A 26,119-nucleotide genomic window follows, 5' to 3' on the forward strand; every position below is an offset into this window, starting at 1 on the left:
TATCGGCGCGCGAAATCCCAATGAAATCAGACGCATATTTTGCAGATCGGCGGGTAGCATGATCCGACCGATTGCCACTGATGCGCGCCGCTTCGAACCGGCGCGCGGGAGACCTGCGATGACGGACCTGTCGAACGGTATCGATGCCACGCGGCGCGCGGGCGCCGCTCACGCCGACGCCGACCCTGAAGAAACCGCCGAATGGCTGGAGGCGCTCGACGCCGTCGTCGCGCACGTCGGCAAGGAGCGCGCCCAGTATCTGCTCGGCCGGCTCGCCGCGCATGCGCACACCCGCGGGCTCGCGGCGCCGCGCGGCCCGGTCACGCCGTACGTGAACACGATCGCCGCGCACGAGCAGCCGCCCTATCCGGGCGACGCCGATCTCGAGGAACGGCTGTCCGCGGCACTGCGCTGGAACGCGCTCGCGATGGTCGTGCGCGCGAACCGGGCGTACGGCGAGCTCGGCGGCCACATCGCGAGCTACGCGTCGGCATCCGACCTGTTCGAAGTCGGCTTCAACCACTTCTTCCGCGCGGCACCGGCCGGCGCGGGCCATGAAAGCGGCCCCGGCGGCGATCTCGTGTACTTCCAGCCGCATTCGTCGCCGGGCGTCTACGCACGTGCGTATCTCGAAGGCTTTCTCGGCGAGGACCACCTCACGCACTATCGCCGTGAAATCGCCGGGCCCGGGCTGTGTTCGTATCCGCACCCGTGGCTGATGCCCGACTTCTGGCAATTCCCGACCGGCTCGATGGGCATCGGCCCGATCAACGCGATCTACCAGGCGCGCTTCATGCGCTACCTGCAGCATCGCGGGCTCACGAACACCGCCGGCCGCACCGTGTGGGGCTTCTTCGGCGACGGCGAGATGGACGAGCCCGAATCGCTCGGCGCGCTGTCGCTCGCCGCGCGCGAGGGGCTCGACAACCTCGTGTTCGTGATCAACTGCAACCTGCAGCGGCTCGACGGACCGGTGCGCGGCAACGGCCGCGTGATCGACGAACTCGAGGCGCTGTTCGCCGGCGCCGGCTGGAACACGATCAAGGTGCTGTGGGGTTCCGACTGGGATCCGCTGTTCGCACGCGATCACGCGGGCGCACTCGCGCGCGCGTTCGCCGATACCGTCGACGGCCAGTTCCAGACCTTCTCCGCGAACGACGGCGCGTACAACCGTGCGCGCTTCTTCAGCCGCGACCCGGCGCTCGAAGCGCTTGCCGCGCAGCTCACCGACGCCGAAATCGACCGCCTGCGCCGCGGCGGCCACGACGCACGCAAGCTGCACGCCGCATACGCTCGCGCACTCGCTCATCGCGGCCAGCCGACCGTGATCCTCGCGAAGACGATGAAGGGTTACGGGATGGGTTCGGCCGGCCAGGGCCGGATGACGACCCACCAGCAGAAGAAACTCGACGTCGACGACCTGAAGGCGTTCCGCGACCGCTTCCGGTTGCCGCTGTCGGACGGCGACGTCGAGCAGCTGAAGTTTTACAAGCCAGCGGAAGATAGCCCGGAAATGCGTTACCTGCATGCCCGCCGGGCTGCCCTGGGAGGCTATCTGCCCAGAAGGCGGATGGCGGCATCGAAGGGGCTGACCGTCCCTTCGATGCCGGCCTGGGGTGCGTTCGCGCTGGATGCGGCCGGCCGCGAGATGTCGACGACGATGGCACTCGTGCGCATGCTTGCCGCGTTGATCAAGGATCGCGAGCTCGGCCCGCGCATCGTGCCGATCGTGGCCGACGAAGCACGCACGTTCGGCATGGCGAGCCTGTTCCGGCAGGTCGGCATCTACTCGCCGCTCGGCCAGCGCTACGAACCCGAGGATCTCGGCTCGATGCTCTACTACCGCGAGGACACGCGCGGCCAGATTCTCGAGGAAGGGATTTCGGAAGCCGGCGCGGTGTCGTCGTGGATCGCCGCGGCGACGTCGTACAGCGTGCACGACCTGCCGATGCTGCCGTTCTACATCTACTACTCGATGTTCGGTTTCCAGCGCATCGGCGACCTGATCTGGGCGGCTGCCGACCAGCGCTCGCGCGGCTTCCTCGTCGGCGCGACGTCGGGCCGCACGACGCTCGGCGGCGAGGGCCTGCAGCACCAGGACGGCAGCAGCCATCTCGCGGCGTCGACGATTCCGAACTGCCGCGCGTACGACCCCGCGTTCGCGTACGAAGTCGCCACGATCGTCGATGCCGGCATGCGCGAGATGGTCGAACAGCAGCGCGACGTGTTCTATTACGTGACCGTCATGAACGAGAACTACGCGCAGCCGTCGATGCCCGGCGACGATCCGGCCGCGCGTCGCGAAGGCATCCTGAAGGGCATGCACCGGCTGCCGGCCGAGTCGAACGCGACCGCGCGCGTGCAGTTGCTCGGCGCGGGCGCGATTCTCGGCGAAGTGCTCGCCGCGCAGCGGATGCTGAAGGACGACTGGGGGATCGATGCGACCGTCTGGAGCGTCACGAGCTTCAGCGAATTGCAGCGCGACGGGATGGAGGCCGAACGGCTGTCACGGCTCGGCGACGGCCCGGCATCGTCGTATGTCACGCGGATGCTCGAAGGCACGCACGGCCCGGTGGTCGCCGCGACCGACTACGTGCGCGCGGTGCCCGAGCTGATCCGCGCCTACATGCCGCGCCGCTACGTGACGCTCGGCACCGACGGGTTCGGGCGCAGCGATACGCGCGATGCGCTGCGCGCGTTCTTCGAGGTCGACCGCGCGAGCATCGTGCTCGCCGCGCTGAAGGCGCTGGCCGATGACGGGGAACTCGATGCGGCGGTCGTGCGAGACGCACGCGAGCGTCTCGGCAAGACCTCGCCTCCAGGCGTCGCGCCGTGGCAGCGCTGACCGAGTGACGCGACCGGGCAGCAGCCGACGACGATTCGTCAACCAAAGCAATTCTTTGATCAACCAAACAGGCGGGGATCCGGCACGAACGCTTCTTTGCCGATCACTTTCACACTTGAAGCAAAATCCGCGTGCAGCGGGTTCAGCAGCAAGTTGAAATCGGTCGGGCAGACGTGTGGTTGCTGCCATGGCGACTCCCAAATGGGTTGATTCAAATTCCCATTTGATACTCCCAATCGGGAGTTTTCAATCGACCAAACGGCATATCCGTCACCAACGGGAATCGACGGCGCTCCGCGCTACACCGGCAACGCGTGCGTCGACAGAATCTCCTTGAGCACCATGAACGAGCGCACCTGCCGCACGCCGGGCAGGTACAGCAACTGTTCGGCATGCAACCGGTTGAAGCTCTCGTTGTCGCGCGTGCGGACCAGCATGAAGTAGTCGAATTCGCCCGTCACGACGTGGCACTCGACACACCCCGACACTTTCTGTGCGGCCTTCTCGAATTCGGCGAACGCCTCCGGCGTCGAGCGATCCAGCACGAAGCCGATCACGACCAGCATCCCGGCACCCAGCGGCTTCGGGTCGAGCAACGCGACGATGCCGCGAATCAATCCCATCTCCTTCAACCGCTCGACGCGCCGCAGACACGCCGGCGCGCTCAGCTTCACCTTCGCGGCGAGACTCACGTTCGAAATCGACGCATCCTGCTGCAACTGCCGCAGGATCGCCCGGTCGATGCGATCGAGCGCCGGCGCGGCGTCGGCCGGGGATGTGCTACCGCGATCTAATTTCATTGCGCCTCCTATCCATTTTGCGAATCAAAATTATCTCGACTATCCATATCTCATCGATAACGTAGGTCCTCACCATTTATTTCGCAAGCTCATTTCGCGCCGTCCTGCCTATCATTTTTCCATCGGGACACGGCGTGCGAGCAGCACCCGACCGATCCGGTTTCCTGCCCACCTTCCCTCGGAGCTTGTCGATGAACCTGCAACGTTTCCCCCGTTATCCGCTTACGTTCGGCCCGACCCCGATCCAGCCGCTCAAGCGCCTGAGTGCGCATCTCGGCGGCAAGGTCGAGCTGTATGCGAAGCGCGAGGACTGCAACAGCGGCCTCGCATTCGGCGGCAACAAGACGCGCAAGCTCGAATACCTCGTGCCCGACGCGCTCTCGCAAGGTGCCGACACGCTCGTGTCGATCGGCGGCGTGCAGTCGAACCAGACGCGCCAGGTCGCGGCCGTCGCCGCGCATCTCGGGATGAAGTGCGTGCTCGTGCAGGAGCACTGGGTCAACTATGAAGACCCTGTGTACGACCGCGTCGGCAACATCCAGCTGTCGCGGATGATGGGTGCCGACGTGCGGCTCGTCGCCGACGGTTTCGATATCGGCATTCGCCGCAGCTGGGAAGAAGCGATGGAAAGCGTGCGGCAGTCGGGCGGCAAGCCGTATCCGATACCAGCCGGGTGTTCCGAGCATCCGCTCGGCGGGCTCGGGTTCGTGGGCTTCGCGGAAGAAGTGCGGGAACAGGAAGCGCAGCTCGGCTTCAAGTTCGATTACATCGTGGTCTGCTCGGTCACGGGCAGCACGCAGGCGGGGATGGTCGTCGGCTTCGCGGCCGACGGACGCGCGGATCGCGTGATCGGCATCGACGCGTCGGCGACGCCCGAGCGCACGCACGAGCAGATCACGCGGATCGCACGGCACACGGCCGAGCTGGTCGGGCTGGGGCGCGATATCGAAACGAAGGACGTGGTGCTCGACACGCGCTATGCCGGGCCGGAATACGGACTCCCGAACGATGGCACGCTGGAGGCGATTCGTCTGTGTGCGCGGCTGGAAGGCATGCTGACCGATCCCGTCTATGAAGGGAAATCGATGCACGGGATGATCGACAAGGTGCGGCGCGGGGAATTCGAGCCGGGGTCGAAGGTGCTGTATGCGCACCTTGGCGGGGTGCCGGCGTTGAGTGCTTACGCGGAGATCTTCCGCAACGGCTGATGGGTATCCGAAGTCGATCCGGCGCGCGATGGGCCAATTCCACGCAATGATGCAGCCGCCTCCGGCATCCGCCGGAGGCGCAGTCATGCCGGATAACCGGTTGTCGAGCGCCGTGCCGTTCTGCGCGGCGGCGTGCGGTGCCCGCGTGTCGCCTCGCTTGCGGCACGGCGGTGTGTCGGCGCGGCGGCCTGTCGGACCATCGCCGCGCCCATCATGGCGTTCGCGCGTCAGTCCATGAATACGATCGACCGGCGAGCGCGTACCTCTCGACGATCCAGTGCGCACGACTGCGCAGCGTCCGCGGTCGTCGGCCGTCCACGTCGCAAGCCTCTCCCGCCGTCGCGCCGGCAAACACGGCGCCGTTCCGTTCAGTCGCCGGGCAATCTCGACAGCGCAGCCTCCACCTCCACGCGCATCGCCGGCCATTCCGGCTTGAGCGCATCGACACCGCCCGCGGCCAGCGCACGCTCGCCTCTCGCGCACGCATCGCTCGCGTCTGCGTCGCCGGCCAGCGCGAAGCCGCCTCGCATCGAATGCAGCTCGCCCTTGAGGCAATCGTCGTCGCCGCGCAGCAATGCGGCGTCGATCGCCGCCAGCGAGCGCAGCGTCGCGGCACGCAATTGTTCGCGCATCTCTTCCGTCATCAGTGGCACCTGCCGGTCGTCGCGATCGACCGCGTGCAACGCCGTCGCGCCGCGCCCCCCATGGCGCCGCAACACCGCATCGAGTGCATCGATCGACAGCGGCTTGAGCACGACCTCCGCGACGCCAACCTGCGCGCACCGCCGACGATCCTCTTCGGTCGCGTGCGCGGTCATCGCGATCACGGGTACCGTCGCCCCCTGCTCGCGCAGGAAGTTCGCCAGCGCGAAGCCGTCGAGTTCGGGCATGCCGAGATCGGTCAGCACGACATCGAACGACTGCGAAAAGTACGCACGCATCGCCTCGACGCCGTTCGTGACGATCGTCGCATCGTAGCTCAGCGCATCGAGCTGATCCCGCAACAGCACGCGGCTCGCCGGGTGATCTTCCGCGACGAGCACGCGCAGCGGCACGCCGCCGTCCGGGCGCGTCGGCCACGCTGGCGCCGCGGCGGGTTCGTCGTCGAACGCAACGCGCCATCCGGACGGCGCCCTCGCCAGCGGCAGCGATGCGGTGAAGGTCGTCCCCGCACCCGGTTGGCTGTCGACCGTCAGCGCACCGCTCATCAGGCGCGCGAGACGTCCGCAAAGCGGCAGCCCCAGCCCCGTGCCGCCGAAGCGCCGGTAAATCGACGGATCGGTCTGCACGTACACATCGAACAGCGCCGGTAGCGCTTCCGCAGGAATGCCGATGCCCGTGTCGCGCACCGAGATTTCGACGCCGTGCTGCCTGCCGGAAGCGACGGCAGGCAGCGCGTCGATCGTCACGCTGCCATGCTCGGTGAACTTGATCGCATTACTGACAAGGTTCGACACGATCTGGCGCAGGCGGGTCGGATCGCCGACGTAACCGTCGGCCAGCCCCGGCGCGACACGGCATTCGAGTACGAGCCGTTTCGCTTCGGCGAGCGGACGAAAGATCGCCGCGACGTCGAGCAGCACGGCTCGCAGGTCGAACGGCACGGCTTCCAGCACCATCTGGTTGGATTCGGCCTTCGACAGGTCGAGCACGTCGTTGATCACGCGCAGCAGTGCGTCGGACGACGACATGACCGTCTGCAGCCGACGCTGTTCGGTCGATGGCAATGCCGCACGCGCCATCAATTCGAGATTGCCGACGATCGCGTTCAGCGGCGTGCGAATCTCGTGGCTCATCGTCGCCAGGAAGGTCGACTTCGCCTTGTTCGCGTCGTCCGCGGCTTCGCGTGCCTCGCGCAGCTTGTCCTCGGCCTGCTTGCGCGCGGTGATGTCGGTCAGCGTACAGAGCAGTACATCGACGCCGCGATAGCGGGTACGGACGATATGCGCGGCAAGGTAGGCCGCCCCGCCATCGGCGCGGTCGACCGACAACTCGTGCGTGACGACGCGCGGTTTCCGACCGCCCGCGATACTGTCGCGGTATGCCTGCCAGATGCGCTTGCCGAGCGACGGCGCCATGCCGGTGCCGCCATAAGCCTGTGCGGCCTCGTTGCGCGCCATCGCGTCGCCGTTGGCCAGCGCCAGCAGCATGATGCCGGCCGGCGCCGTGCGAATCAGCGTGCGGTTCAGCGCCTCGCTTTCGATCAGCCGGATCGCGCGGCGGTTGGCAGGGCGCAGCGCGCGCCGGTCGAACATGACGATCGCGAACCACACCGTCCCGATCGCGAGCAACGCGAGACCGGTTGCGATACCCAGGCGGACGGCCACGTCGTCGAACAGGCCGCGCCACGAATACGTTGCGGTCAGCACCTCGCGGAACCCCGGCATGCGGTCGCCGATGACGATACTCGTGCCGACACGGTGTGCGGCGGCCCGCTCGCCACCGGCCGCGCGCGCATAATCGAGCGCGCGGGCGGTCAGCGCGGGGGCCGCCTGCCGGCCGGTCAGGACATTCGTGTGCGAATCGACCAGTGCATAGTCATGGCCGGAGGACGAGGCGCGCAGGATGTCGTCGATCTCCGGCCGCGCGACGACGACAAACCATGCGACCGGCTTGCCCTGGCTGTCCCGCACCGCCTGCGCGAACCGCAGCACGGACCGCCCGAGCAGCGGATCCTGCCGCCGGTCCAGAAAAATCTGCCGATTGCCGGGCGCGGCAGCCGCCGATACAAACTCGGCCGGCGGCTGCAACTGCCGGATCAACGCCTTCACGTCGAAACCGGCCGGCAGCGCGAGCGTCGCCTTCACCAGCGGATACCCGGCCACGATGACGAAGTCGCCGTCCGGATCGATCAGATATCCGCCCATGCCCGGGTCGCCGGGCTGCCTCGGCGGCATGACACCCGTCTTCTCGACCGGCTCGAGAAACGCCGCGAGAAACGGCGCGTAGGCCCCCCCTGGCCGGGGCGACGGATCGGCCGCGAACGCGGCCACCGCCACGCGTCCCGTGTGTCCGAGAACGGCCAGCCTGCCGCGATCGTCGGCAAACCGCTTGAGTGCATCGGACGGCGCGGTCGGCAATTGCCGGGCCATCAACTCGAGGTTTTCGACATAGCGATTCTGGAGCGCCCTGACCACCTCCATCTCCGCGAGCAGGTCAGCCTTGCGTAGCAGGAACTCGGAACGGTCACGCGCAACCGACTCCTGCAGGTCGAGCTGCGCGACCAGTGCCGCGCAGACCAGCACGAACACCGTGATCACCACACCGCTTCCGTACAGCAACCATTGCTGCTGGCGTCGCACGCGCCCCGGCTCGAACGGCTTGCGGCCCGCGGCCGCGGCATGCGCGATCAGCGTTTTCAGTTTGGTGGGCATAGGTGTCGTCGAAGTCGTCTCGGCACCGGCACCGCGTCATGCGTTGTCCGGGTCACTCGGTACTGTCCGCCGGGCGCCGTTCATGCACCGGCCTCGGGCAAGTCGGGCAGATGGCCCTCGCTCGCGTAGCGAATCAGATCGGCATCGCGAACGATACCGAGCTTCTTCATCGCGCTCGATTTCTGCGAACTGATCGTCTGCTTGCTGCGATGAAGCTGGACGGCGATCTCGCCGACCGTCAGGCCGGCCCCGTAAAGCCGCACGACTTCGATCTCGCGGGCGGTCAGCGTGCGGACACCCGCCGACGGCTGGCAATCCTCCAGCAGCTTCTTGACGAACGGAGACAGATAATTGGCACCGACGAAAGCCGCATGCACCGCGCCGACCAGATGCGAAATCGCATCGGACTTGCTCAGGATGCACCCGACACCCTGCTTCTGGATCGCGAGCAGCACGCTCGGGTTGTCGATCATCGTGATCGTCACGAGGCGAAGTGCCGGGTAGCGACGCTGGAGGAAGGACAGCAGTGAAAGACCGTCGCCATACTTGCCGCCGGGCATGACGTAGTCGACGACGAGCACGTCACTTTGCTGCTCGTCGAGCATCGCCACGAGATCGGTCGAATTCGAGACAGTGCCGAGCAGCTTGATCGTGCTGCTGCCCGCGAGCGCCTGCGACATTCCGAGTGCGGACGAAGGATGATCGTCCGCCACCATCACTCGCACAAAAAATTCATCCATTTATCTTCTTCTCCCGATACACGCGGCCTGACGTGCCATGTTGTGCGACGCGCCGGGACTTGAATCGGTCCCGCAACACGGTCGCGTCGCGGCGTTCGGCGAACCCGGCGGTGCGCAGCGTAATTTTAAGATAATAGACGGGTTCCGCGGCGGCTCTGCGATCCGGCGTGCCGGCCTGTACCCGCCATGATCCGACGCACAAGCCATCACGCACGCAGACGCGCCCGGCGTGACGTTACGGGCCGAACCGTCGAGAGTCCGCCGCCCATGCACGTCCGATCGGCGGCGCCCCCACGCCGTCGATCCATCCCGTCCCGCAAGGCGGCCGAAGCCGCGCCCTAATGCTTGACCGCGGTTTTGTCCTGCTCACCAGACCTGTCATCCGCGGCGTGCTGCCACTCGGTGATGGCCCGCCGCTTCTGCGACGGCGACATCATCATGAATTCGTTCAGCTTCGTCAGGAAATCCCGTCGGGATTTCTCCGGCAACGTCGCGAATCCAAGCAGCAGCCCGAACACCTTTCCCATATAGCGCACTGCCTTACCCTTCCTTCTTCAGTCGAATTCACGCGGCATCGAAGCAATGCGGCGTGTCTGCCTTCCCTGTTCTGACGCAGGCGATCTACGTCGCCGATGCGCCACCATTTCTATCGTCCTGGCCAGTGTGCCGCCGCAGCGGCCATTACGCCCGAAGCAGGCCGCCCGTCCGCCGTGCCCGCGGGCAACACGATCCCGCGCCGCCGCGCGATGCGTACGAGGCCGCGGCGCAGGTCGGCCAGCGTCACCGGCTTGGTCAACACGCACGCGACGTTCGATGCCGCGTAGCGCCGGGCATCGTCGGGCGCCAGATGCGATGCCACGACGATCATGTCGCACGGCAAGGCGCGCGCATGAACGGCTTCCGCCAGTTCCCGGGCCGACATGTCGGGCAGGTCGGCACCGAGCAGCAGCACGTCCCACGTGCCGTTCGCGAGCGTGTCGAGCGCCGCGCCGCCGGACGACACGCACCGGACCGTGCAACCGAGCACATCCAGCTGCTCGCGGAAAATCGACCCGTTGACCGCCGCATCGTCGGCCACCAGCACACGCGGCACACGCGCACTGGAGGCCGGCAACAACGGCTGCCAGAAATCGGTCGCGCGCCCCGGCCCGCGCGGCGACTCGGCGGTAGCGACTCGCGCCTGCGCGATCGCCATGCACAGCCCGTTCAGCGAATAACTCGACACGCGGATCGTCCGGCCCGCGACATCCGGCTGCAGCGGGCCGTCCGGCGTAGCCAGCACGACCGGGGTCTCCCCGCCGAGACTGTCGAGCTCCTCGCGCCGCCATTGGTCGGAGTCGCCGAAGAGCACGATCGCGTGTGCACGCGCGAGGCACCCGGCGGCAATCCCGATCGGACTCGGATGCATCGCGACGTCGAAACCCCATGCCCGCAGATGGGGAAATGCAAACGCACGCCACGCGTCCTCCGGCGACACGACGATCAGCGTCTGGCCGGCGCCCGCGCCGGCCGGGGATTTCGGCGCAATGCCCGCGCGCAGCGGCAAGCGCACGGTAAACAGGCTGCCGACACGCGGCGCGCTGTCGACCGAAATCGTGCCGCCCATCGCCGCGACCAGCCGATCGCACAGCGCGAGCCCGAGCCCCGTGCCGCCGTAGCGCCGCGTGATCGATGCGTCGACCTGCGAGAACGGCTTGAACAGCCTGTTCTGCTGCGCGAAGTCGATCCCGATGCCGGTATCCTCGATGCCGATCGCGATCTCGGGCGCACCACGCGCACTCCGCCCGACCGCCACGCGCGCGACGATACGCCCGTCGCTCGTGAACTTGATCGCGTTGCTCAACAGGTTGCCGACCACCTGTGCGAGCCGCGTCGGATCACCGCGCATCCGCTGCGCGCCGCTCGCATCGATATCGGCGAACAGCGACAACCCTTTTGCCTTTGCGACCGGTGCGAAGGCCGCGAGCTCGCGCTCGATCACCGCGATCACGTCGAACTCGATCGACTCGACCGACATCGCGCCAGCTTCGATCTTCGAGAAATCGAGCACGTCGCTGACGATCGCGAGCAGCCCTTCGGCCGACGCGCGCAACGTCCGCACGCGGCTCTGCTGCGATGCATCGAGCGCCGTGCGCTCGAGCAGCTCGAGGTTGCCGAGGATCACGTTGAGCGGCGTGCGGATCTCATGGCTCGTCGCGGCGAGAAACGACGACTTGGCCGCATTTGCCGAATCGGCCGCGCGCACGGCTTCCTCGAGCTGACGAACGAGGCGGCGCTGCGCGCTCGTGTCGGCGAACGTCGCAATCAGCACGTCCTCGCCCTGATAACGTGCGCTGTGCGCGATGACCTCCAGGTGCAGCGGCGCATCGCCGCGTGCGTCGAGCATGAGTTCGGTCGTCATCGTCCGGCCTGCCCCGCCGTTCGCGACGAACGCGTCGTACTTCTCGAGTACCTGCGCGGACAGCGCATGGTGATCGCCTTCATGCGGCAGCAGCATCTGCGTGAGCGCGTCGCTCGCGAGCATCACGCGCCGGTCGGACAGCGACACGAGGCCGATGCCGACCGGCGCCATCGCGATCACGCTGCGGCACAGCGCCTCGCTGTCGAACACGCGGGCCGAGCGTGCATACACCGGCACAAGCACGCGCCGGTGAAAGCGCACGAGCAGCAACCACATCACGACGATCGCAACGAGGGTCGACGCCGCGAGCGCGCCGGCCTGCACGCCGATGCCGGCCACCACGTCGCCCCACGACAGCGCATAGGCGATCGTCCAGCCGGTTGCCGCGAGCTTGCTGCTGAACACGATCGCGCCGTCGCGAAAGAGCGGCTCGGCGGACACGGCGCCACGATGCGCGACATCGAGGTTCAACAAGCGCTCGGTGAGTGCGTTCGTGCGTTCGACGTCGGGATCGATCGCGATCAGCCGGTTGTCCGCCGACGTGACGAAGAACGTGCCGGCCAGGGCCCGCCCGGGCAGCCATGACAGCAGGTATTCGGGTGCGTATTCGGTGACCAGCACCGCGAACGGCTGGCCGGCGGCGCGCGCCTCGGCGGCAACGCGGATGCGCACCTGCCCGGTGACGGGGTTAACGTAGGGCGGCAGCCAGCGGACATTCGGCCGACCGTCGTTCGGGGCCGGCGGCGAGCCGTCGAAATCGACGCGCAACGCATCGAGCACGTGCGCACGTGCGCCGGCCGACGCCAGTGCGGGATTGTCGCGCGTCAGGTGCGGCACGAGGCCGAAGACGCCCGTGCGCGTGCTGTAGTGGTAACCCTCGAGCGTGCGCCCGCGATTGAGCGAACTCGCCGCGCAGATGCGCGACAGCAGGAACGACAACGCGAGATAGCGCGCGACCTCGTCGCGCTGCGCCGTTTGCCCCGGCACGCCGACCACGAGCGACGGATACGGCTTGATCGCGAGCTGCTGGCCGTCGGCGAAGAACGTGTGCACGACGTCGGCCGGCGCCGCGCCGATCTCTCGCCAGATGAGTTGCGTATTCGTGACGCCGTTGCGGAACGACGTCTCGGCCACCTGTATCTCGTCCGAGGCTTCCTCGACACCGTTCAGGAAATTGCGCCGCTCGCCGTCCAGATAGCCGTAGACGATCGACGTGATCCCGAGCCCGCAGGCGATCAGGATCAGGATCGTGACGACGATGCCGCCCCCGAACATCGAAATGCTCTGGTAGCGGCGAATGGACTGAAGCGTGCTGTATGACATGACTCGGCGTGACGGAGCCCTGGGCGCGGACCTGCAGCAGATCCCCTGCGGATGGACGTCACGATGGAAACAATCGGGATAGCGATGTCCCGATCATGCCAAACGACACTGCGAAAATCAGGCGTGCATTATCCTTTTAGTACACGTCCTATTTGTTTGAATGATGGTTTTGAACTTGAACGAAACTCGACGGCGGAATCGTGTGTCGCGCACCTGTCCGTCCGGACAGGTTGCTTCATCGAATCGCGGGAGGCACGCCCGAAATGAAACACCGCCGGCAAGCCGGCGGCAAAAGATGCGTCAACGAATCTCGCGACGCACCGAGGCACCCGATTCGACCCGCGCGGAACGACCCGGCAGGATCGCCCGCGCACCGCCGTTGTGCCGGCAGCGCCCGCTCAGTTCTGCGTGAGCGGATTGAGCGTCGTGCACAGGAAGCCCGTGCAGTTCGTCGGCTTGAAATAGAACGATGCCGTCACGATCGGCGGCGTGGTGCCGAGCGCGATATCGCTCAGGTAAGCGGAGCCTTGCGCACCGAAACCGTTCGCCTGCTGCACGAAGCTCGCGCCGGTCGACTGGATCGCGGCCGACTGGTAGGTGAAGGTCGGCGATTGCGTCTGGTCCTTCACGTAGACCCACGAGATCGTGCTGCCGAACAGCATCCCGCCCTTCGCGCGATAACCCTTCGCGCCTTCGCTGTTGGCCTGCGCGATGAAGTCGCTGACGTTCGTCGTCGGCGCGAGGGCGTCGTACGTGTAGGTCGCGCCCGACGCATTGTTCTTCATGTACACGTTCGCCTGTACCGAGCCGATCACCATCGGGCCCAGGAACCAGTAGCCCGACTGGCCCTGGCCGTTCGCCTGCGTGAGGAACGCGTTCGGGTCGGCAGGCAGGCCGGTCGTCGTGTACGTGTAGGTGGCCGACGAACCGCCATCCTTGCGATACAGGTAGCCGTACGTGAGCGGCCCTTCGTAGCGATAGCCGTTCGTGCCCTGCGTGTTGGCCTGGTTGAGGAACGTCGTCCAGTCGCCCGGCGTGGATTGCAACTGGTACGTGTAGGTCTGCGCGGTGCCGTCGTTCACGAAGATCGAGCGCGAACCGCCGCTGGATGCGTTGTAGTAATAGTCGCCCAGATAGCGGTAGCCCTTTGCGCCTTCACTGTTGAGGAGCGTCAGGAAACTCGCCTGATCCGCCGCGGTCGGCTGCGCGTCGTAGCGCCACGTCATCGTGCCGCCGCCCGAACCGCCCGAACCGCCCGAACTGCCCGAGCCACCGCTGCCGCCGTTGCCGCCGCTTCCACTACCGCCTGTGCCACCAGTGCCGCCGTTGTTGCTCGTCCCCGATCCGCCGGACGCGGCGGGCGAGGAATTGTCGTCGCCGCCGCAAGCGGTCAGCGCCAGACAGGTCAATGCGATCAATGCAGCGGCTTTCATCGGGGTCACCTCGAAGCAAAAAAGATGAGCGAAGCCGGTACGCGCGGAATCACACCACGCGTACGGACAGTCTCGAATCGGAAATCGGCCCGCGGCGCGCCGCGGGCCGGTCAACGTCAGTTGACCTGCAGCTGGCCGCCGCGGCCGAGGCCGCCCTTGACGTCCTGCGCCTTGTAGCTGCGCAGTGCGACGACCATCTTGTTGTACGCGTCGATGAACGCGACGACCGTCGCCTTGCCTTCCGGCGTCGACGAGAAGCCCGCGAGCGCACCGCCCACGCCGCCGCCGAAGCCGCCCAGCGCGGCACCGTAGTTGGTCGCCGTCGAGCTGCCTTCCGATGCCGCGATCTGCACGGCCGAGCGCACGTCGAACAGCGTCAGCGTGACGACCGATGCCTTCGTCTGCAGGTGGCCGGCCACAGCCGCCACCGCGCTGTTGCCGATCAGCCCGCCGATCATGCTGCCGATGCCGCCGATCGGCGAATCGTTGATGACGATCTGCGGTTCCATGTAGTAGTCGGCCGCGACACGCTGGCCCTTCTGCTGCTTCGAGCCCGCGCGGTATTCGCCCGAGTTGCGCTGCAGCTGCGTGATGCGCGACAGGCGCGCGTCGCTCTTCTGGTTGCCGATCGACGTGATCACGAAGCAGTTCGACTGCTGGACGGCCAGGCGCAGCAGCGGGTCGATCGTCGTCATCTTGGTCGCGCTGCCGAACGGGCCCCACCAGTCGGCATTGCGGCCGTCGTCGACCGCGATCGTGCCGAGCGGCGACGCGCAGCGCTGCAGCCCCGTATCGGCGCCGGCGCTCGTGCCGCCCGCGGCGGCACCGGTCACGCCCGCGTTCTGACCGCCGGGCGTCACCATGCCGCCGCAGCCCGCCACGGACGCGCAAAGCGCTGCGACCAGCGCACCTTGAGTGAGACGTTGGGAAAGGTTGGTCTTCATGTCGTTGTCGATCGATTAGAGTCGTTGTTCGGCTTATGTGTTCGTGCGAACTTCGATAAGCCCCCCGGCTGGCGCGCGATGGTGGTCTCCCCGCTGCTGCCCCCGTTGCTTCAGGCCCGGTCAGTAGTACCAGTACGTCTGCTGCCAGACGCCGTAGTACGGATAGCCCGAGTACCAGTAGCCGTAATAGACGTCACGCCACTGCGTGCGCCATTTCCAGTCTTCTTCGTCTTCCTTCTTGGCCTTGCGTGCAAGGTCGAGCAGCTTCTTCGACTCCTTGTCGCCGCGGCCGGCCGCGATCGACAGCCACTTCTCCGCTTCGCGCGCGTCGGAGCCCATTTCCTCGAGGCCGAACAGGTAGAAACTGCCGAGCGCCTTCTGCGCCTGCAGGTCGCCGCGCTCGGCGGCCTCGCGCATCCACTTGAGGGCCTGGTAGCTGTCCTGGCGCACGCCGTCGCCGCGGAAGTAGCGCAGGCCGAGGTCGTACGCGGCCTTCGGCTGGGTCTTCGCGGTTTGCTTCAACGCGGCGATGCGCGGATCTTCCCGGTCTTCCGAATCGTCCTTTTTCTGATAGGAGACCTGATCTTTCGGGCGGTAAAAACAACCTGTGTCGTCGCAGATCCGCACCGTGTTGCCGGTGACGGACGGATCCTGCGCGCACGCGGCCAACAGCAACAGCAGCCCCGGTGCGAGTAGACGGCGGAACATTGGTACTTTCCTCAAGTTTTATTGGCGCCGCAATTCTTCGAGCCTTTCACCCCCGTGAGCTCGCACCCGGCGGCGCGCGGCGCAACGGATACAATCCGTCGACGCCGACACGCACCCCAAGGCTCTCTCAGGTTCTCTCTTCGAATCGTTCAGTCACCGCTTCATTGTTGTCGCTTTTCGTTGTACCGGCTCCCGCCGGCTGCGATCTCCAAACATGACGCGACAAACAAAGGTGACGTGGTGAGCAATAATAATGGAGAAAAACAGCATGTCAAGGTGATTCGCTTTTTCAAAGTTTGCGTGTCACGTCAGTTTTGATATGCTCTCCCTCGCCAAAACCCCTGGAGACCCCATCGAGATGTCCAACAGCGAGCAGGCCAACGTCGATCTGATCACCGCCAACAAGGTGCGCGACCTACTGAACCGGAACGGCATTCCGCCGCGAAGTCACAACACGACGATCGCGAACGTGCTCGGCCTCAGCTTCTCTGTCGTCACCCGCAAGATGAAGGGCCTGATCCCGTGGAACCTGTCGCAGTTGCAGGACATCGCGACGCATTTCGGCGTGCCGCCCGCGATCCTGCTCGACGACAAGGGCACGCAGCCGGCCGCCGCCGAGATGATCGACGCGACGCTCGTGATCGAGTCGCGGCGCTTTCGCTGCCGCGCCGCGATCTCGACCAAGGCCAGCAGCCAGATCGAGACGGACTTCGTCGCGCTGCAGTGGCAGGGCGAGTGGCTCATCACCGAGCGTCAGCACGCGCGCGAGGGCCGCACGTATCCGGTCGACGTGATCGAGCTGCGCTCGTCCCAGCCGAACGTGTATGCGGCGCGGATCGCCGTGGTCGACGATTCGCAGGACGTCGCCGAAACCGTATGTGAATATTTCATCGAAAAAGGCGTGAACGCGATTCCGTACTTCGACGGCGCATCGTTCCGCAAGGCACTCGAGGTAGAGGATTTCGACGGTTACATCCTCGACTGGATGCTCGGCGACCAGACCGCCGCCGAACTCGTGCGCGGCATCCGCTCGAGCGAGAACAGCGGCGCGCCGATCTTCCTGCTGACCGGCAAGATCTCGACCGGTGAAGCCAGCGAAGACGAAATCGCGCACATCGTGTCGCACTACAACGCGCGCTGCGAGGAAAAGCCGGTGCGCCTGCCGATCCTGTTCGCCGAAGTGGCGCGCGAACTGAAGATCACGCTGCCGGCCGCGGCCGCCGCGAACTGAGACCGGAAACACAAGCCACCACACCACGCGGCAAGACCGAGGGAATGACATGCGAATTCCGACCATCTGGACCAAGAGCCTGCTGACGGCCTGCCTGCTCGGCATGGCCGCCGCGGCGTGGGCCGCCTCGTCGTTCACGTTCACCGTCGACGGCAAGATCGACAGGCACAACCAGCCGGGCAAGACGGCCTACGTCTTCTCCGAACAGGCACTGATGGCGCTGCCCCAGCACACGATCGTCACGTCGACGAGCTGGACGCCGAAGGCGACCTTCACCGGTCCGCGCCTGTCCGACATCCTGAAGACCGTCGGCGCGCACGGCACGCAGATCGAGTTCCGCTGCATCGACGAGTACACGTTCACGATTCCCGTGTCCGACGCCGACCGCTACGGCGTGATCCTCGCGCGGACGATGAACGGCAAGGTGCTCGACAACGACAACTATGGCCCGCTGTGGATCATGTACCCGCGCGACCAGTATCCCGACGAACTGAAGACGCCGCTCGGCGAAGCCAAGTTCGCGTGGCAGATCATCGGCCTGACGGTGAAATGAAACGCGGGCGATGGAAAAATAGAAAAATCATCCTGGTCCTCGGCTCGCTGTGGATCATGGGGTTCGCCGCGTGGGCGTTCCTGCTGTGGGACCTCCTCGCCACCTCGGTCAACGAGGGCGTACTCGAAGGGCCCCGCGAAGGCGTGTTCTGGACCGCCGCGCAATACCGGAACGTCTATACGCGGTTCGACCGGCAACTGATCCTCTACGCGACGCACGAGGACGACGACTTCAATCACGTCCAGATGCAGCTCGACAGCCTGTCGGTGTCGTTCGGCTTTCTGCAGCGGCCGTCGGAAGTGTCCCAATACTGGCTGCGCATCCCGCGCGCGCGCAACGAGATCGATGCGCTCGGCGAATTCATGACGCGCCTGAAGCGCGACATACCGCCGTTGCGCGATTCGCCGAAGCGCGCACGGCAGGTGATCGACGACGTGAACGCGTACTGGCCGAAGGTCAACGGCCTCGCGAACTATTTCCGCGCGATCGAGATGGCGCAGCGCGACTTCACGTTCCATCAGCTGAAGGAAAAGCAGCGCGCGATCCTGATCCTCGGCATCGTGCTCGGCGTGATCCTCTGCGCACTGTTCCTGCTGCTGTTCTATACGATGCGCACGCGTGACGACCTGCTCGAACGGCAGGACGCGGCGCTCGACGCGGAACGCAAGGCGTCCGATCGCGCGTTCGAAATGATCGAGGCGAAGAACGCATTCCTCGGGATGGTCAGCCATGAGTTGCGCACGCCGCTGCAGGCGATCTGCGGATCGGTCGAGATCCTCCTCGCGCGCCCGCAGTCGGACGCGAACCTGAAGACGATCCGGCGGCTGCAGAATTCAGCGCTGTCCCTCGAAGCGCTCGTCAAGGACCTGACCGACTACATCAAGCTGCGCTCGACGAAGCGCCTCGCCGAGCGGGAAACCGTCGGCATCGCGTCGCTGCTCGCCGAGGTGCTCGACCCGCTGCGCGAGAAGATCGCGGCCAGGCGGATCACGGTCACGCAGCGAGTCGAGCCGCACGACCTCGCGATCCGCTCCGATCGCAAGCTGCTGCGCCAGGTGCTGTCGAACCTGATCGAGAACTCGGTCAAGTACACGCTTGGCGGCTCGATCGACGTGTCGATCACGCTCGCCGACGCGCCGGCCGGCCAGCAATTGAAGATCGCCGTGCGCGACACGGGCGCCGGCATCGCGAAACAGCACCTGTCGAAGATCTTCGAGCCGTTCTATCGCGCGAACGACGCGGTCGGGCTGCATGTGGACGGAATCGGCATGGGGCTCGCCGTCGTGCGCGAAATCGTGACGACGCTGCGTGGGCATGTGGACGTGCGCAGCACGGTGGGCGAAGGCAGCGAGTTCGTCGTGACGCTGCCGGCCGAAGTGCCCGGCATCGACACCGCCGGCAATGCGGCCGGCGACGCGCCCGCGCTGCCGCACGCGGCCGCGTACCGCGACCGGCGCGCGCTGGTGGTCGACGACGACGACAACGCACGCGAAACGCTCGGCGCGATGCTGTCGGCGCTCGGCATCGACGTCGATCTGTGCAGCACCGGGCAGGAAGGCGTCGCGCGCTTCGGTGCGAGCCGCTACGACATCGTCGTGCTCGATCTCGAGCTTCCGGACCTGAGCGGTTTCGACGTCGCACGGCGCATTCGCGCGGTGGCGCAACCCGACGACGACGGCCGGCATCCGGCGATCCTCGGCGTCAGTGCATATGAATCGGCTGCGCTGGGCGAAAACAAGCGGGTATTCGACGCATTCCTGCCGAAGCCCGTCCACCTGCGCGAACTCGGTGCGCTCGTCGACAAACTGCTCGCGTAAGCCCGCGATGCCGTGTGCGCACAGGCACCGCATTGCGAGCCGCGCGCGACGTCACCCGTAGAGACTCATTCGCCGATCAGATGCAGCACGATGTCGCGCCGGTGCGCGGCGCGGCGATGCTCGAACAGGTAGATGCCCTGCCACGTGCCGAGCACCATGCGCCCGTGCTCGACCGGGATCGACAGCTGTACCTGCGTGAGCGCCGTGCGCAGATGCGCGGGCATGTCGTCGGGCCCTTCGGTGTCGTGCTCGTAGCGCGTGGCGTCCTCCGGTGCGAGCGTCGCGAAGTAGCGTTCGAGATCGCGCTGCACCGACGGATCCGCATTCTCCTGGATCAGCAGCGACGCCGACGTATGGCGGCAGAACACCGTGAGCAGGCCGGTGCGGATCGCCTGCTGGTCGACGAATGCGCGCACCTGCGGCGTGAATTCGACGAGGCCGCTGCCGCGCGTGTCGACGCCGATGTGCGTGATGGCCTGTTGCATCTCGGCGACCTCAGGCGAGCGCGGCGAAGCCGTCGGCTTCGATCTGCTTCGCGTCGGCCGGACGCACGACGCGCGCGACCTCGACACCGTCACGCAGGAACACCAGCGTCGGCCACAGCTTGACGCCGAACGAGCGGCCGAGCGGACGGCCCGGGCCATCCTCGATCTTCAGGTGCCGCACCGCAGGATGCGCGGAGAACGACGCAGTGATCGCGGGCTGCGCGCCTGCGCAGATCCCGCACCAGTTCGCGCCGAATTCGATGACGGTTGCGCCGCCCAGTGCGTCGACTTCCGCGCGCGTCGGTGCATTGGCGGTGTAGCGTTGCTCGGTATCCATCGGGCCCTCGTGTGCGTTGGCGGAACGTGGCCGCGCCCGCGTGCGTGGTGCGGCGGTCGCGGCCTGCGATTTCCTACTCTAGCGGAAAAGCGCGCGTGATGCCGGCCTGCCCATTGCGGCGCCCACGCCGCCTGCGCCCCCTCCGGAATGACACGACAAGATTCGGAGCGCCGCGCCGCCGCGACAGGATCAGCATGCGGACTGATTCGTCACCGAGGGCACCCGCCATGAATGCGCCGCATTGCGTCACCGAACCGAACATCCTCTATTTCGGCACGCCCGTCGTGCTTGTCAGCACGCTGAACGAAAACGGCACGCCCAATCTCGCGCCGATCTCGTCCGCGTTCTGGCTCGGCTGGCGCGGCGTGATCGGCATCGCCGCCAGCTCGCAGACCACCCGCAACCTGCTGCGCACCGGCGAATGCGTGCTGAACCTGCCGTCGTCGGCGCAGGCGGACGCGGTCGACCGGATCGCGCGCACGACGGGCACGCATCCGGTGCCCGACGGGAAGCGCGCGAGAGGCTACGTATTCGAGCCCGACAAGTTCGGCACGGCCGGGCTCACCGCAACCGCGTCGCAAACCGTCGCGCCGCCGCGCGCGCTCGAATGCCCGGTGCACATGGAAGCGGTCGTCGCGGCCGCGCACGGGATCGGCGACGAGGCGCCGGACCTGCGCGGCCACATCCGCGTGTTCGAGTTGCGCATCCAGCGCGTGCACGTGCATCCCGACCTGCTGATGGAAGGCCACGCGGACCGCATCGATCCGGACAAATGGTCGCCGCTGATCATGAGCTTCCAGAAGTTCTACGGGCTGGCGCCGCGGCAGGTGCATGCGTCGCGGCTCGCGGAGATTCCGGAGCGCGCGTATCGCAGCCCCGATATCGAGCGTTCGCGTGAAGCGGGCATGTTGACCGGCGCCGGACGGTAACGAAGCACCCGGCGTAATGGCAGTAAACCAGGCGCGTCGTCGTGCCTCCACCGGCGGTATCGACGCGGCTACGCCGCCCCCGCACCGCCTCGTACTGCCGGCCCTGTGCATCGCCGTGCCGATCGCGCGGATCGACACCGCGAGCCTATCCCGCCTCGCGGCCCGCCATGCGTTCCATCCATTGCTCGAACGCGGACACCGCGGCATCGTCGGCACGATCGGCGTTCGTCACCAGCATGTAGTCGTCAGCACGCCATACGGGCGATGCGATCGGACACACGAGGTGCCCCTCGGCGAGATCGCGCCCGATCAGCGGCAGTGATGCCAGGGCCACGCCGAGCCCCTCGATCGCCGCGCCGAGCTGAAGATTCACATGATCGAATTCGACATGACGCGCGGCGCGCAGATCGGAAGCCCCCGCTTCCTGCAACCAGTGCGACCAGGCAGAGCGCGTCGTGGCCGAATGCAGCAGGGTGTGATGGCGCAGGTCGGCCACGCTCTGTATCGGTTGCCGGCGCAGCAATGCGGGATTGCAGGCCGGCACGCGCAGGTCGGGCATCAACGGGCGCGATACGACGCCCGCGCCCTGCTCGGGACCGGAACGAACACCGATATCGAAAGCGTCGGCGACATAGCGCAACTTGCGCGATGTCGTCGACACCCTCACGTCGATGTCGGGGTAGCGCGAATGGAAATCGGCGAGCCGCGGCAGCAGCCAGCACAGCGCAAAGCTCATCGGCACATTCACCCGCACGACGCCCGATATCCGGTGCTTGAACGTGTCGTGGCGCAGCCGCCCCACCGCGGTACCGAGGCGCTCGAACACGTGGCTGACGTCATGCAGCAGCGCGGCCCCTTCGTCGGTCAACACGACACCGCGCGGACGACGGTCGAACAACGGCAGGCCGAACCAGTCCTCCAGCAGCCGGATCTGCTTGCCTACGGCCCAGTGGGTGACATGCAGTTCCACCGCCGCCCCCGCGAAGCTGCCGTGCCGCGCGACCGCATCGAAAGCGCGCAGCGCATTGAGCGGGGGCAACTCGCCCCGGCGCTTCGCCGTGTCCTGGTTGTCGTTCATGACGTGACTTTTTCTCTCTGTTGACGCGATTTTAGTTCAATTGAAATGGCCGCTGCCTCAACCATAAAATTGACGCATCGAGCGTGAAAGCGATGCCACGAGCGGCTTCCACCGACCGCTCGCACGGAGCGAATGACAATGCGCCTGCCGGTTTTTTCCCCTCCCGCGACGCGGGAGACTGCGCCGCCCCGACGGCGCGTGCTGTGGCTGTCCTGCATTGCGCACGCAATGCACGATGGCTATACGGACATGATCTACGCGTTGCTACCCGTGTGGCAGTCGGAATTCGGGCTCGACTTTGCGGCCCTGGCGATCCTGCGCGGCATCTATGCCGGCACGATGGCGACGCTGCAGTTGTCTGCGGGGCGCCTCGCGCAACACCTGGGCAGCGGCACGACCCTCGCCTTCGGCACACTGCTCGCCGCGCTCGGTTATGCGCTCGCGGGCCTGTCGGGTGGCCTGCTCGGTCTGGGCGTGGCGCTGGCGATTTCGGGCGGCGGATCCAGCACGCAGCATCCGATCGCATCGGGCGCCGTCTCCCGCCTCTATGGACGCGATGCGAGAGGCCCGCTGAGCATCTACAACTTTGCCGGCGATCTGGGGAAATCCGCACTGCCGGCCGCCATTTCGCTGCTCGTGACCATGATGCCGTGGCGTCACGCGCTATGGATCGTCGCCGGATTGGGCTGCGTCGTGGCCGCCGTCATCGCGCTCTGGTTTCCCGCCGTGCCGCGTGGCGCCGGCAAGACGGCGGTCAAAGAACAAGCGTCCGCTCAACGCAGCGGCACCGGGGGAAGCGGATTCCCCACGCTGTTTTCCATCGGCGTGCTCGATACGGCGGTACGCATGGGACTGCTGACATTTCTGCCTTTCCTGCTCAAGGCAAAAGGTGTCTCGCCGCAACTGCTGGGAACGGCGCTTGCACTCGTTTTCACAGGCGGTGCGGCCGGCAAATTCATGTGTGGCTGGCTGGGCGCGCGTCTGGGTATGGTCAGGACGGTGCTGCTCACGGAGGGGGGTACAGCCGTGTGCATCGTCGCGGTGATGTATCTCCCTTTGGCACTTGCCATGGTGCTGCTGCCGATTCTGGGTATGATGCTCAACGGCACTTCGTCGGTGCTGTACGGAACCGTTCCGGAGATGTCCGCACCCGAGCGCACCGAGCGCGCATTCGCGATTTTCTACACAGGGACGATCGCATCCGGCGCGATATCGCCTGTTCTCTACGGTTTCCTGGGCGACAGGATCGGTGTGCATGGCGCCACGTATGCGACCGCGCTGACCGCCCTCGCGATTTTTCCGCTCGCCCTCGCACTGCGCCCGCATCTGGCGGATGACTGAACAGGATGAACACCATGACGAACGCTGACTACCCGACCGTCGCCCTCGTCGGTCCGGGCGCAATCGGAACGACCGTCGCCGCGGCCCTTCATGAAGCCGGCCGCACGCCGGTGATCTGCGGCCGCTCGGCGCACGAACAGTTGAAGCTGCGCTTCGACGGCGGCGAGATCGTCGTGCCCGGGCCCGTACTGACCGATCCGCACGCGGTCGAGGAAAAGTTCGATCTCGTGTTCGTTGCGGTCAAGTCGACGCAGATAGCGAGTGCGGCACCCTGGGTCTCCGCGCTATGCGATGCGAATACCGTCGTCTGCGTGCTGCAAAACGGCGTCGAGCAAAAAGCCGCGTTCGCACCGTATGCGGCCGGCGCCACGGTCGTGCCTTCGGTCGTCTGGTTTCCGGCGCAACGCGAATCGGGCGCATCGGTGTGGCTGCGGGGCAAGCCTCGGCTCACCCTGCCCGATACGCCGGCGAGCAACGTGGTGGTCTCCGCTTTGCACGGCACGCGCTGCGCGCCGGAGGTGGCGGAGGATTTCATCTCGCTCGCCTGGCGCAAGCTCTTGCAGAACGCAGTGGCGGGACTCATGGTGCTGACCGGTCGCCGCGCCGGCATGTACGCGCGAAGCGACATCACCGAACTGTCGCTCGCCTACCTGCGGGAATGTCTCGAGGTCGCGCGGGCGGAGGGCGCGAAGCTGGGCGATGAAGTGCCGCAGGAAATCGTCGATGGATTGCATGGCTTTCCGCCCGATTTAGGTACGTCCATCCTCGCCGACCGACAAGGCAACCATCCGCTCGAATGGGACTGCCGGAACGGCGTCGTGCAGCGATACGGACGAACGCACGGCATTCCGACGCCGATCAGCGATCTGGTCGTTCCGCTTCTCGCTGCCGCCAGCGATGGGCCGGGCTAGTCGCGAGCAAACCCCAGGGGATACGATCGACGCGAGACTCACCGCCTTACCGGTCATAGAATTCGGCCGCAGGTCACCGGCTCGCGCCGCACTGTTTCTCGTCAGCAGCGACGGGCGTTTCGTCAACGGCGTGAACCTGAGTGTCGACGACGGGAGGTCGCCGCGCTGACCTCCCGCCAGGACGCTCACTCCGCCGCCCGGTGATACATCGCAACGTAGCGAGCCCGTGCAATCACTTTCCCGTGCATCTGATATGCCACGAGGGCCGGGCTCGACGTGGCGTTCACGTCGATACTCGGAACAGAGAGTGCCGATGCCGTAACGATGTACCGGTGCGACTCCCCCTGAGGCGGGCAAGGCCCACCGTATTTCGCCGCGCCGAAGTCGGTCAGCGTTTCGATGGCCCCCGCAGGCATCCGCTTCGGATCGCCCGAGGCGCCCTTTTCGATCGACGTGTCGGATGCCGGAATATTGACGACGCCCCAATGCGTCCAGCCCAGTCCGCCCGTCGGGGCCTCGGGGTCGTGAATGGTCACGACGACGCTCTTCGTTCCGTGAGGAAGATGGGACCACGAAATGCGTGGCGAGACGTTTCCGCCGTGGCAGCCAAATCCGCCGTAGACCTGTTCGTTCTCGAACCGGCCATGGTTCAGGTCATCGACTTTGACGGAGAACGTTCCCGCGACAGCGATGGTCGGCACGATCGACAAGAGCATCGCGGAGCAGAGGGTCGATCGCGGCAAGAAATTGAATGTCATGGTTGCTCCGTTGAAAAGGACGGCGTTTCCGCAGCAGGCAAGAACGATCCAGCCGGACGAAGCGGACGGGTTGCCGGTTTCGTTGCGGCAGATACGTCGGGTTGGAACATGAAACAAGCGTTGTACAACCCGCGCTCAAACAAATTGTAGATTTGGATTCCCGACGTCAGTAGCGTCGCCAACGCGTTCACCGTGTTGTCTTGATGGCAACAATTGACGACCGGCATGTCTTGAAATTGCGATCGCGACTGTCACGCTGAAGCGGCGGCGGCACGAGAAGCAGGCATGGCAAACCGGCCGACTGCACGTCGCGGAGCATTCCCGCGTGCCCGCAATCGGCCGCCGCGCGCGCCTACGATCGGACGATCAGACTCCGTGCAGATCGCCCGGTTGCGTCGAAAAGCGCATCGCGGCGAATCAGATAACATACAGGCCGCCACCTTTCCACGATCAAACCGACGGAGTGTTTTCAGTGATTCAACCGACCCCTGTATTCAAGGACAATCTCGCGCAATTGCCGGCCATCGACGGCATCGCGCGCATCGATCTCGTCGACGCGAACGGCGACGTGGTCGCGACCATCGAGAACCAGCCGGGCAAGCAGGGCTCGCTCGCGGTGTACAACTATCTGCAGCAGGCATTCGGCACGCTCGACGCGAAAGCGGCCGAGCACGGCCTCGCCGTGTTCGCCGAACATACGGCCGACGCACGCAACCGCCCGGGCGCGCACCCGAACGTCGATCGTCTGCTGGCGATCGTCGACGGCGGCGAAGCGCTGCGCATCGACGTCGTCGCGAAGGGCTGAGCAAGCGGCGGAGCGACGATACCGGGCATCAAGGCGCGGTACGTTCCTGCATCTCGTCGACCGACGGAGGTGCGTGCGGCATCGTCGTTCCGACTGTA

21 protein-coding genes and 1 pseudogene are annotated in these 26,119 nt (G+C 66.2%); 9 read left to right on the forward strand and 13 right to left on the reverse strand.

Translation table 11 applies throughout. The features are described from left to right. Window positions 1-118 precede the first annotated feature (118 nt). Window positions 119-2,845, forward strand: a complete 2,727-nt coding sequence (gene mdeB, locus ACTJLD_RS04630) for an alpha-ketoglutarate dehydrogenase (RefSeq protein WP_440658142.1) — start codon at window positions 119-121, stop codon at window positions 2,843-2,845. A gap of 59 nt (window positions 2,846-2,904) precedes the next feature. Here the strand turns inward: mdeB and ACTJLD_RS04635 are convergent. Continuing rightward, window positions 2,905-3,018 (reverse strand): annotated as a pseudogene (locus tag ACTJLD_RS04635) (RES family NAD+ phosphorylase); the annotation flags it as partial. Between the two features lie 126 nt (window positions 3,019-3,144). Beyond that, window positions 3,145-3,645: an Lrp/AsnC family transcriptional regulator gene (locus ACTJLD_RS04640; protein ID WP_027789925.1), complete on the reverse strand. Its 501-nt coding sequence runs from the start codon at window positions 3,643-3,645 to the stop codon at window positions 3,145-3,147. A gap of 191 nt (window positions 3,646-3,836) precedes the next feature. Between ACTJLD_RS04640 and ACTJLD_RS04645 the strand changes: the two genes are divergently transcribed. Next, on the forward strand, window positions 3,837-4,853 hold the full coding sequence (locus ACTJLD_RS04645; protein WP_060373294.1) for a 1-aminocyclopropane-1-carboxylate deaminase: 1,017 nt from the start codon (window positions 3,837-3,839) through the stop codon (window positions 4,851-4,853). Window positions 4,854-5,221: 368 nt separating this feature from the next. Here the strand turns inward: ACTJLD_RS04645 and ACTJLD_RS04650 are convergent, their stop codons facing one another. From ACTJLD_RS04650 to ACTJLD_RS04680, 7 genes are all read right to left on the reverse strand, one after another. Continuing rightward, on the reverse strand, window positions 5,222-8,227 hold the full coding sequence (locus tag ACTJLD_RS04650) for an ATP-binding protein (RefSeq protein WP_440658145.1): 3,006 nt from the start codon (window positions 8,225-8,227) through the stop codon (window positions 5,222-5,224). Window positions 8,228-8,307: 80 nt separating this feature from the next. Beyond that, window positions 8,308-8,967, reverse strand: a complete 660-nt coding sequence (locus tag ACTJLD_RS04655) for a response regulator (RefSeq protein ID WP_059696104.1) — start codon at window positions 8,965-8,967, stop codon at window positions 8,308-8,310. A gap of 338 nt (window positions 8,968-9,305) precedes the next feature. Beyond that, on the reverse strand, window positions 9,306-9,494 hold the full coding sequence (locus ACTJLD_RS04660) for a hypothetical protein (protein ID WP_081066157.1): 189 nt from the start codon (window positions 9,492-9,494) through the stop codon (window positions 9,306-9,308). A gap of 119 nt (window positions 9,495-9,613) precedes the next feature. Next, window positions 9,614-12,691, reverse strand: a complete 3,078-nt coding sequence (locus tag ACTJLD_RS04665) for an ATP-binding protein (RefSeq protein WP_440658147.1) — start codon at window positions 12,689-12,691, stop codon at window positions 9,614-9,616. Between the two features lie 398 nt (window positions 12,692-13,089). After that, window positions 13,090-14,124 carry a hypothetical protein gene (locus ACTJLD_RS04670; protein WP_440658148.1) on the reverse strand — a complete coding sequence of 345 codons (1,035 nt, stop codon included), beginning with the start codon at window positions 14,122-14,124 and terminating at the stop codon, window positions 13,090-13,092. A 116-nt stretch (window positions 14,125-14,240) separates the two neighbouring features. Then, window positions 14,241-15,068 carry a hypothetical protein gene (locus tag ACTJLD_RS04675; RefSeq protein ID WP_027789930.1) on the reverse strand — a complete coding sequence of 276 codons (828 nt, stop codon included), beginning with the start codon at window positions 15,066-15,068 and terminating at the stop codon, window positions 14,241-14,243. A gap of 120 nt (window positions 15,069-15,188) precedes the next feature. Then, window positions 15,189-15,776 (reverse strand): tetratricopeptide repeat protein, encoded by a 588-nt coding sequence (locus ACTJLD_RS04680; RefSeq protein ID WP_091925279.1) that lies wholly within the window; start codon window positions 15,774-15,776, stop codon window positions 15,189-15,191. 358 nt (window positions 15,777-16,134) lie between these two features. Between ACTJLD_RS04680 and ACTJLD_RS04685 the strand changes: the two genes are divergently transcribed. From ACTJLD_RS04685 to atsR, 3 genes are read left to right on the forward strand one after another with little or no spacing between them, the layout of a single operon-like run. Continuing rightward, window positions 16,135-17,007, forward strand: a complete 873-nt coding sequence (locus ACTJLD_RS04685; protein WP_027789932.1) for a response regulator — start codon at window positions 16,135-16,137, stop codon at window positions 17,005-17,007. A gap of 49 nt (window positions 17,008-17,056) precedes the next feature. Beyond that, window positions 17,057-17,560: a molybdopterin-dependent oxidoreductase gene (locus tag ACTJLD_RS04690; protein ID WP_027789933.1), complete on the forward strand. Its 504-nt coding sequence runs from the start codon at window positions 17,057-17,059 to the stop codon at window positions 17,558-17,560. Continuing rightward, the gene (gene atsR / locus ACTJLD_RS04695) at window positions 17,557-19,377 is read left to right on the forward strand and encodes a hybrid sensor histidine kinase/response regulator AtsR (RefSeq protein ID WP_333997909.1); all 1,821 of its coding nucleotides are present in this window, start codon (window positions 17,557-17,559) and stop codon (window positions 19,375-19,377) included. The genes ACTJLD_RS04690 and atsR overlap by 4 nt, the downstream gene beginning before the upstream one ends. A 65-nt stretch (window positions 19,378-19,442) precedes the next feature. Here atsR and ACTJLD_RS04700 read toward each other — a convergent pair whose 3' ends face one another. Together ACTJLD_RS04700 and ACTJLD_RS04705 are read right to left on the reverse strand one after the other, a co-directional pair. Then, the gene (locus ACTJLD_RS04700; protein WP_059696117.1) at window positions 19,443-19,862 is read right to left on the reverse strand and encodes a secondary thiamine-phosphate synthase enzyme YjbQ; all 420 of its coding nucleotides are present in this window, start codon (window positions 19,860-19,862) and stop codon (window positions 19,443-19,445) included. A 10-nt stretch (window positions 19,863-19,872) separates the two neighbouring features. Next, on the reverse strand, window positions 19,873-20,199 hold the full coding sequence (locus tag ACTJLD_RS04705; RefSeq protein WP_006485487.1) for a thioredoxin family protein: 327 nt from the start codon (window positions 20,197-20,199) through the stop codon (window positions 19,873-19,875). 227 nt (window positions 20,200-20,426) lie between these two features. Between ACTJLD_RS04705 and ACTJLD_RS04710 the strand changes: the two genes are divergently transcribed. Next, complete coding sequence (locus ACTJLD_RS04710; protein ID WP_060194282.1) at window positions 20,427-21,128, forward strand: flavin reductase family protein; 702 nt, start codon at window positions 20,427-20,429, stop codon at window positions 21,126-21,128. Window positions 21,129-21,273: 145 nt separating this feature from the next. On the opposite strand, the gene gcvA is transcribed toward ACTJLD_RS04710, so the two are convergent. Further along, window positions 21,274-22,206, reverse strand: coding sequence for a transcriptional regulator GcvA (gene gcvA, locus ACTJLD_RS04715; protein WP_334011634.1), 933 nt, complete (start codon window positions 22,204-22,206; stop codon window positions 21,274-21,276). A 138-nt stretch (window positions 22,207-22,344) separates the two neighbouring features. On the opposite strand from gcvA, the gene ACTJLD_RS04720 reads away from it, so the two are divergent. Further along, window positions 22,345-23,547 carry an MFS transporter gene (locus ACTJLD_RS04720; RefSeq protein ID WP_060086118.1) on the forward strand — a complete coding sequence of 401 codons (1,203 nt, stop codon included), beginning with the start codon at window positions 22,345-22,347 and terminating at the stop codon, window positions 23,545-23,547. Between the two features lie 14 nt (window positions 23,548-23,561). Next, entirely contained in the window at window positions 23,562-24,458 is an 897-nt protein-coding gene (locus ACTJLD_RS04725) for an oxidoreductase (protein WP_059696221.1), read from the forward strand. A 185-nt stretch (window positions 24,459-24,643) separates the two neighbouring features. Here the strand turns inward: ACTJLD_RS04725 and ACTJLD_RS04730 are convergent, their stop codons facing one another. Further along, the gene (locus ACTJLD_RS04730) at window positions 24,644-25,216 is read right to left on the reverse strand and encodes a YbhB/YbcL family Raf kinase inhibitor-like protein (RefSeq protein ID WP_060086074.1); all 573 of its coding nucleotides are present in this window, start codon (window positions 25,214-25,216) and stop codon (window positions 24,644-24,646) included. Between the two features lie 472 nt (window positions 25,217-25,688). On the opposite strand from ACTJLD_RS04730, the gene ACTJLD_RS04735 reads away from it, so the two are divergent. Then, window positions 25,689-26,021: a DUF2322 family protein gene (locus ACTJLD_RS04735; protein WP_060194279.1), complete on the forward strand. Its 333-nt coding sequence runs from the start codon at window positions 25,689-25,691 to the stop codon at window positions 26,019-26,021. Window positions 26,022-26,119 lie beyond the last annotated feature (98 nt).

The sequence above is a fragment of the Burkholderia sp. 22088 genome (genome assembly GCF_052045915.1).
GTDB lineage: Bacteria > Pseudomonadota > Gammaproteobacteria > Burkholderiales > Burkholderiaceae > Burkholderia > Burkholderia cepacia.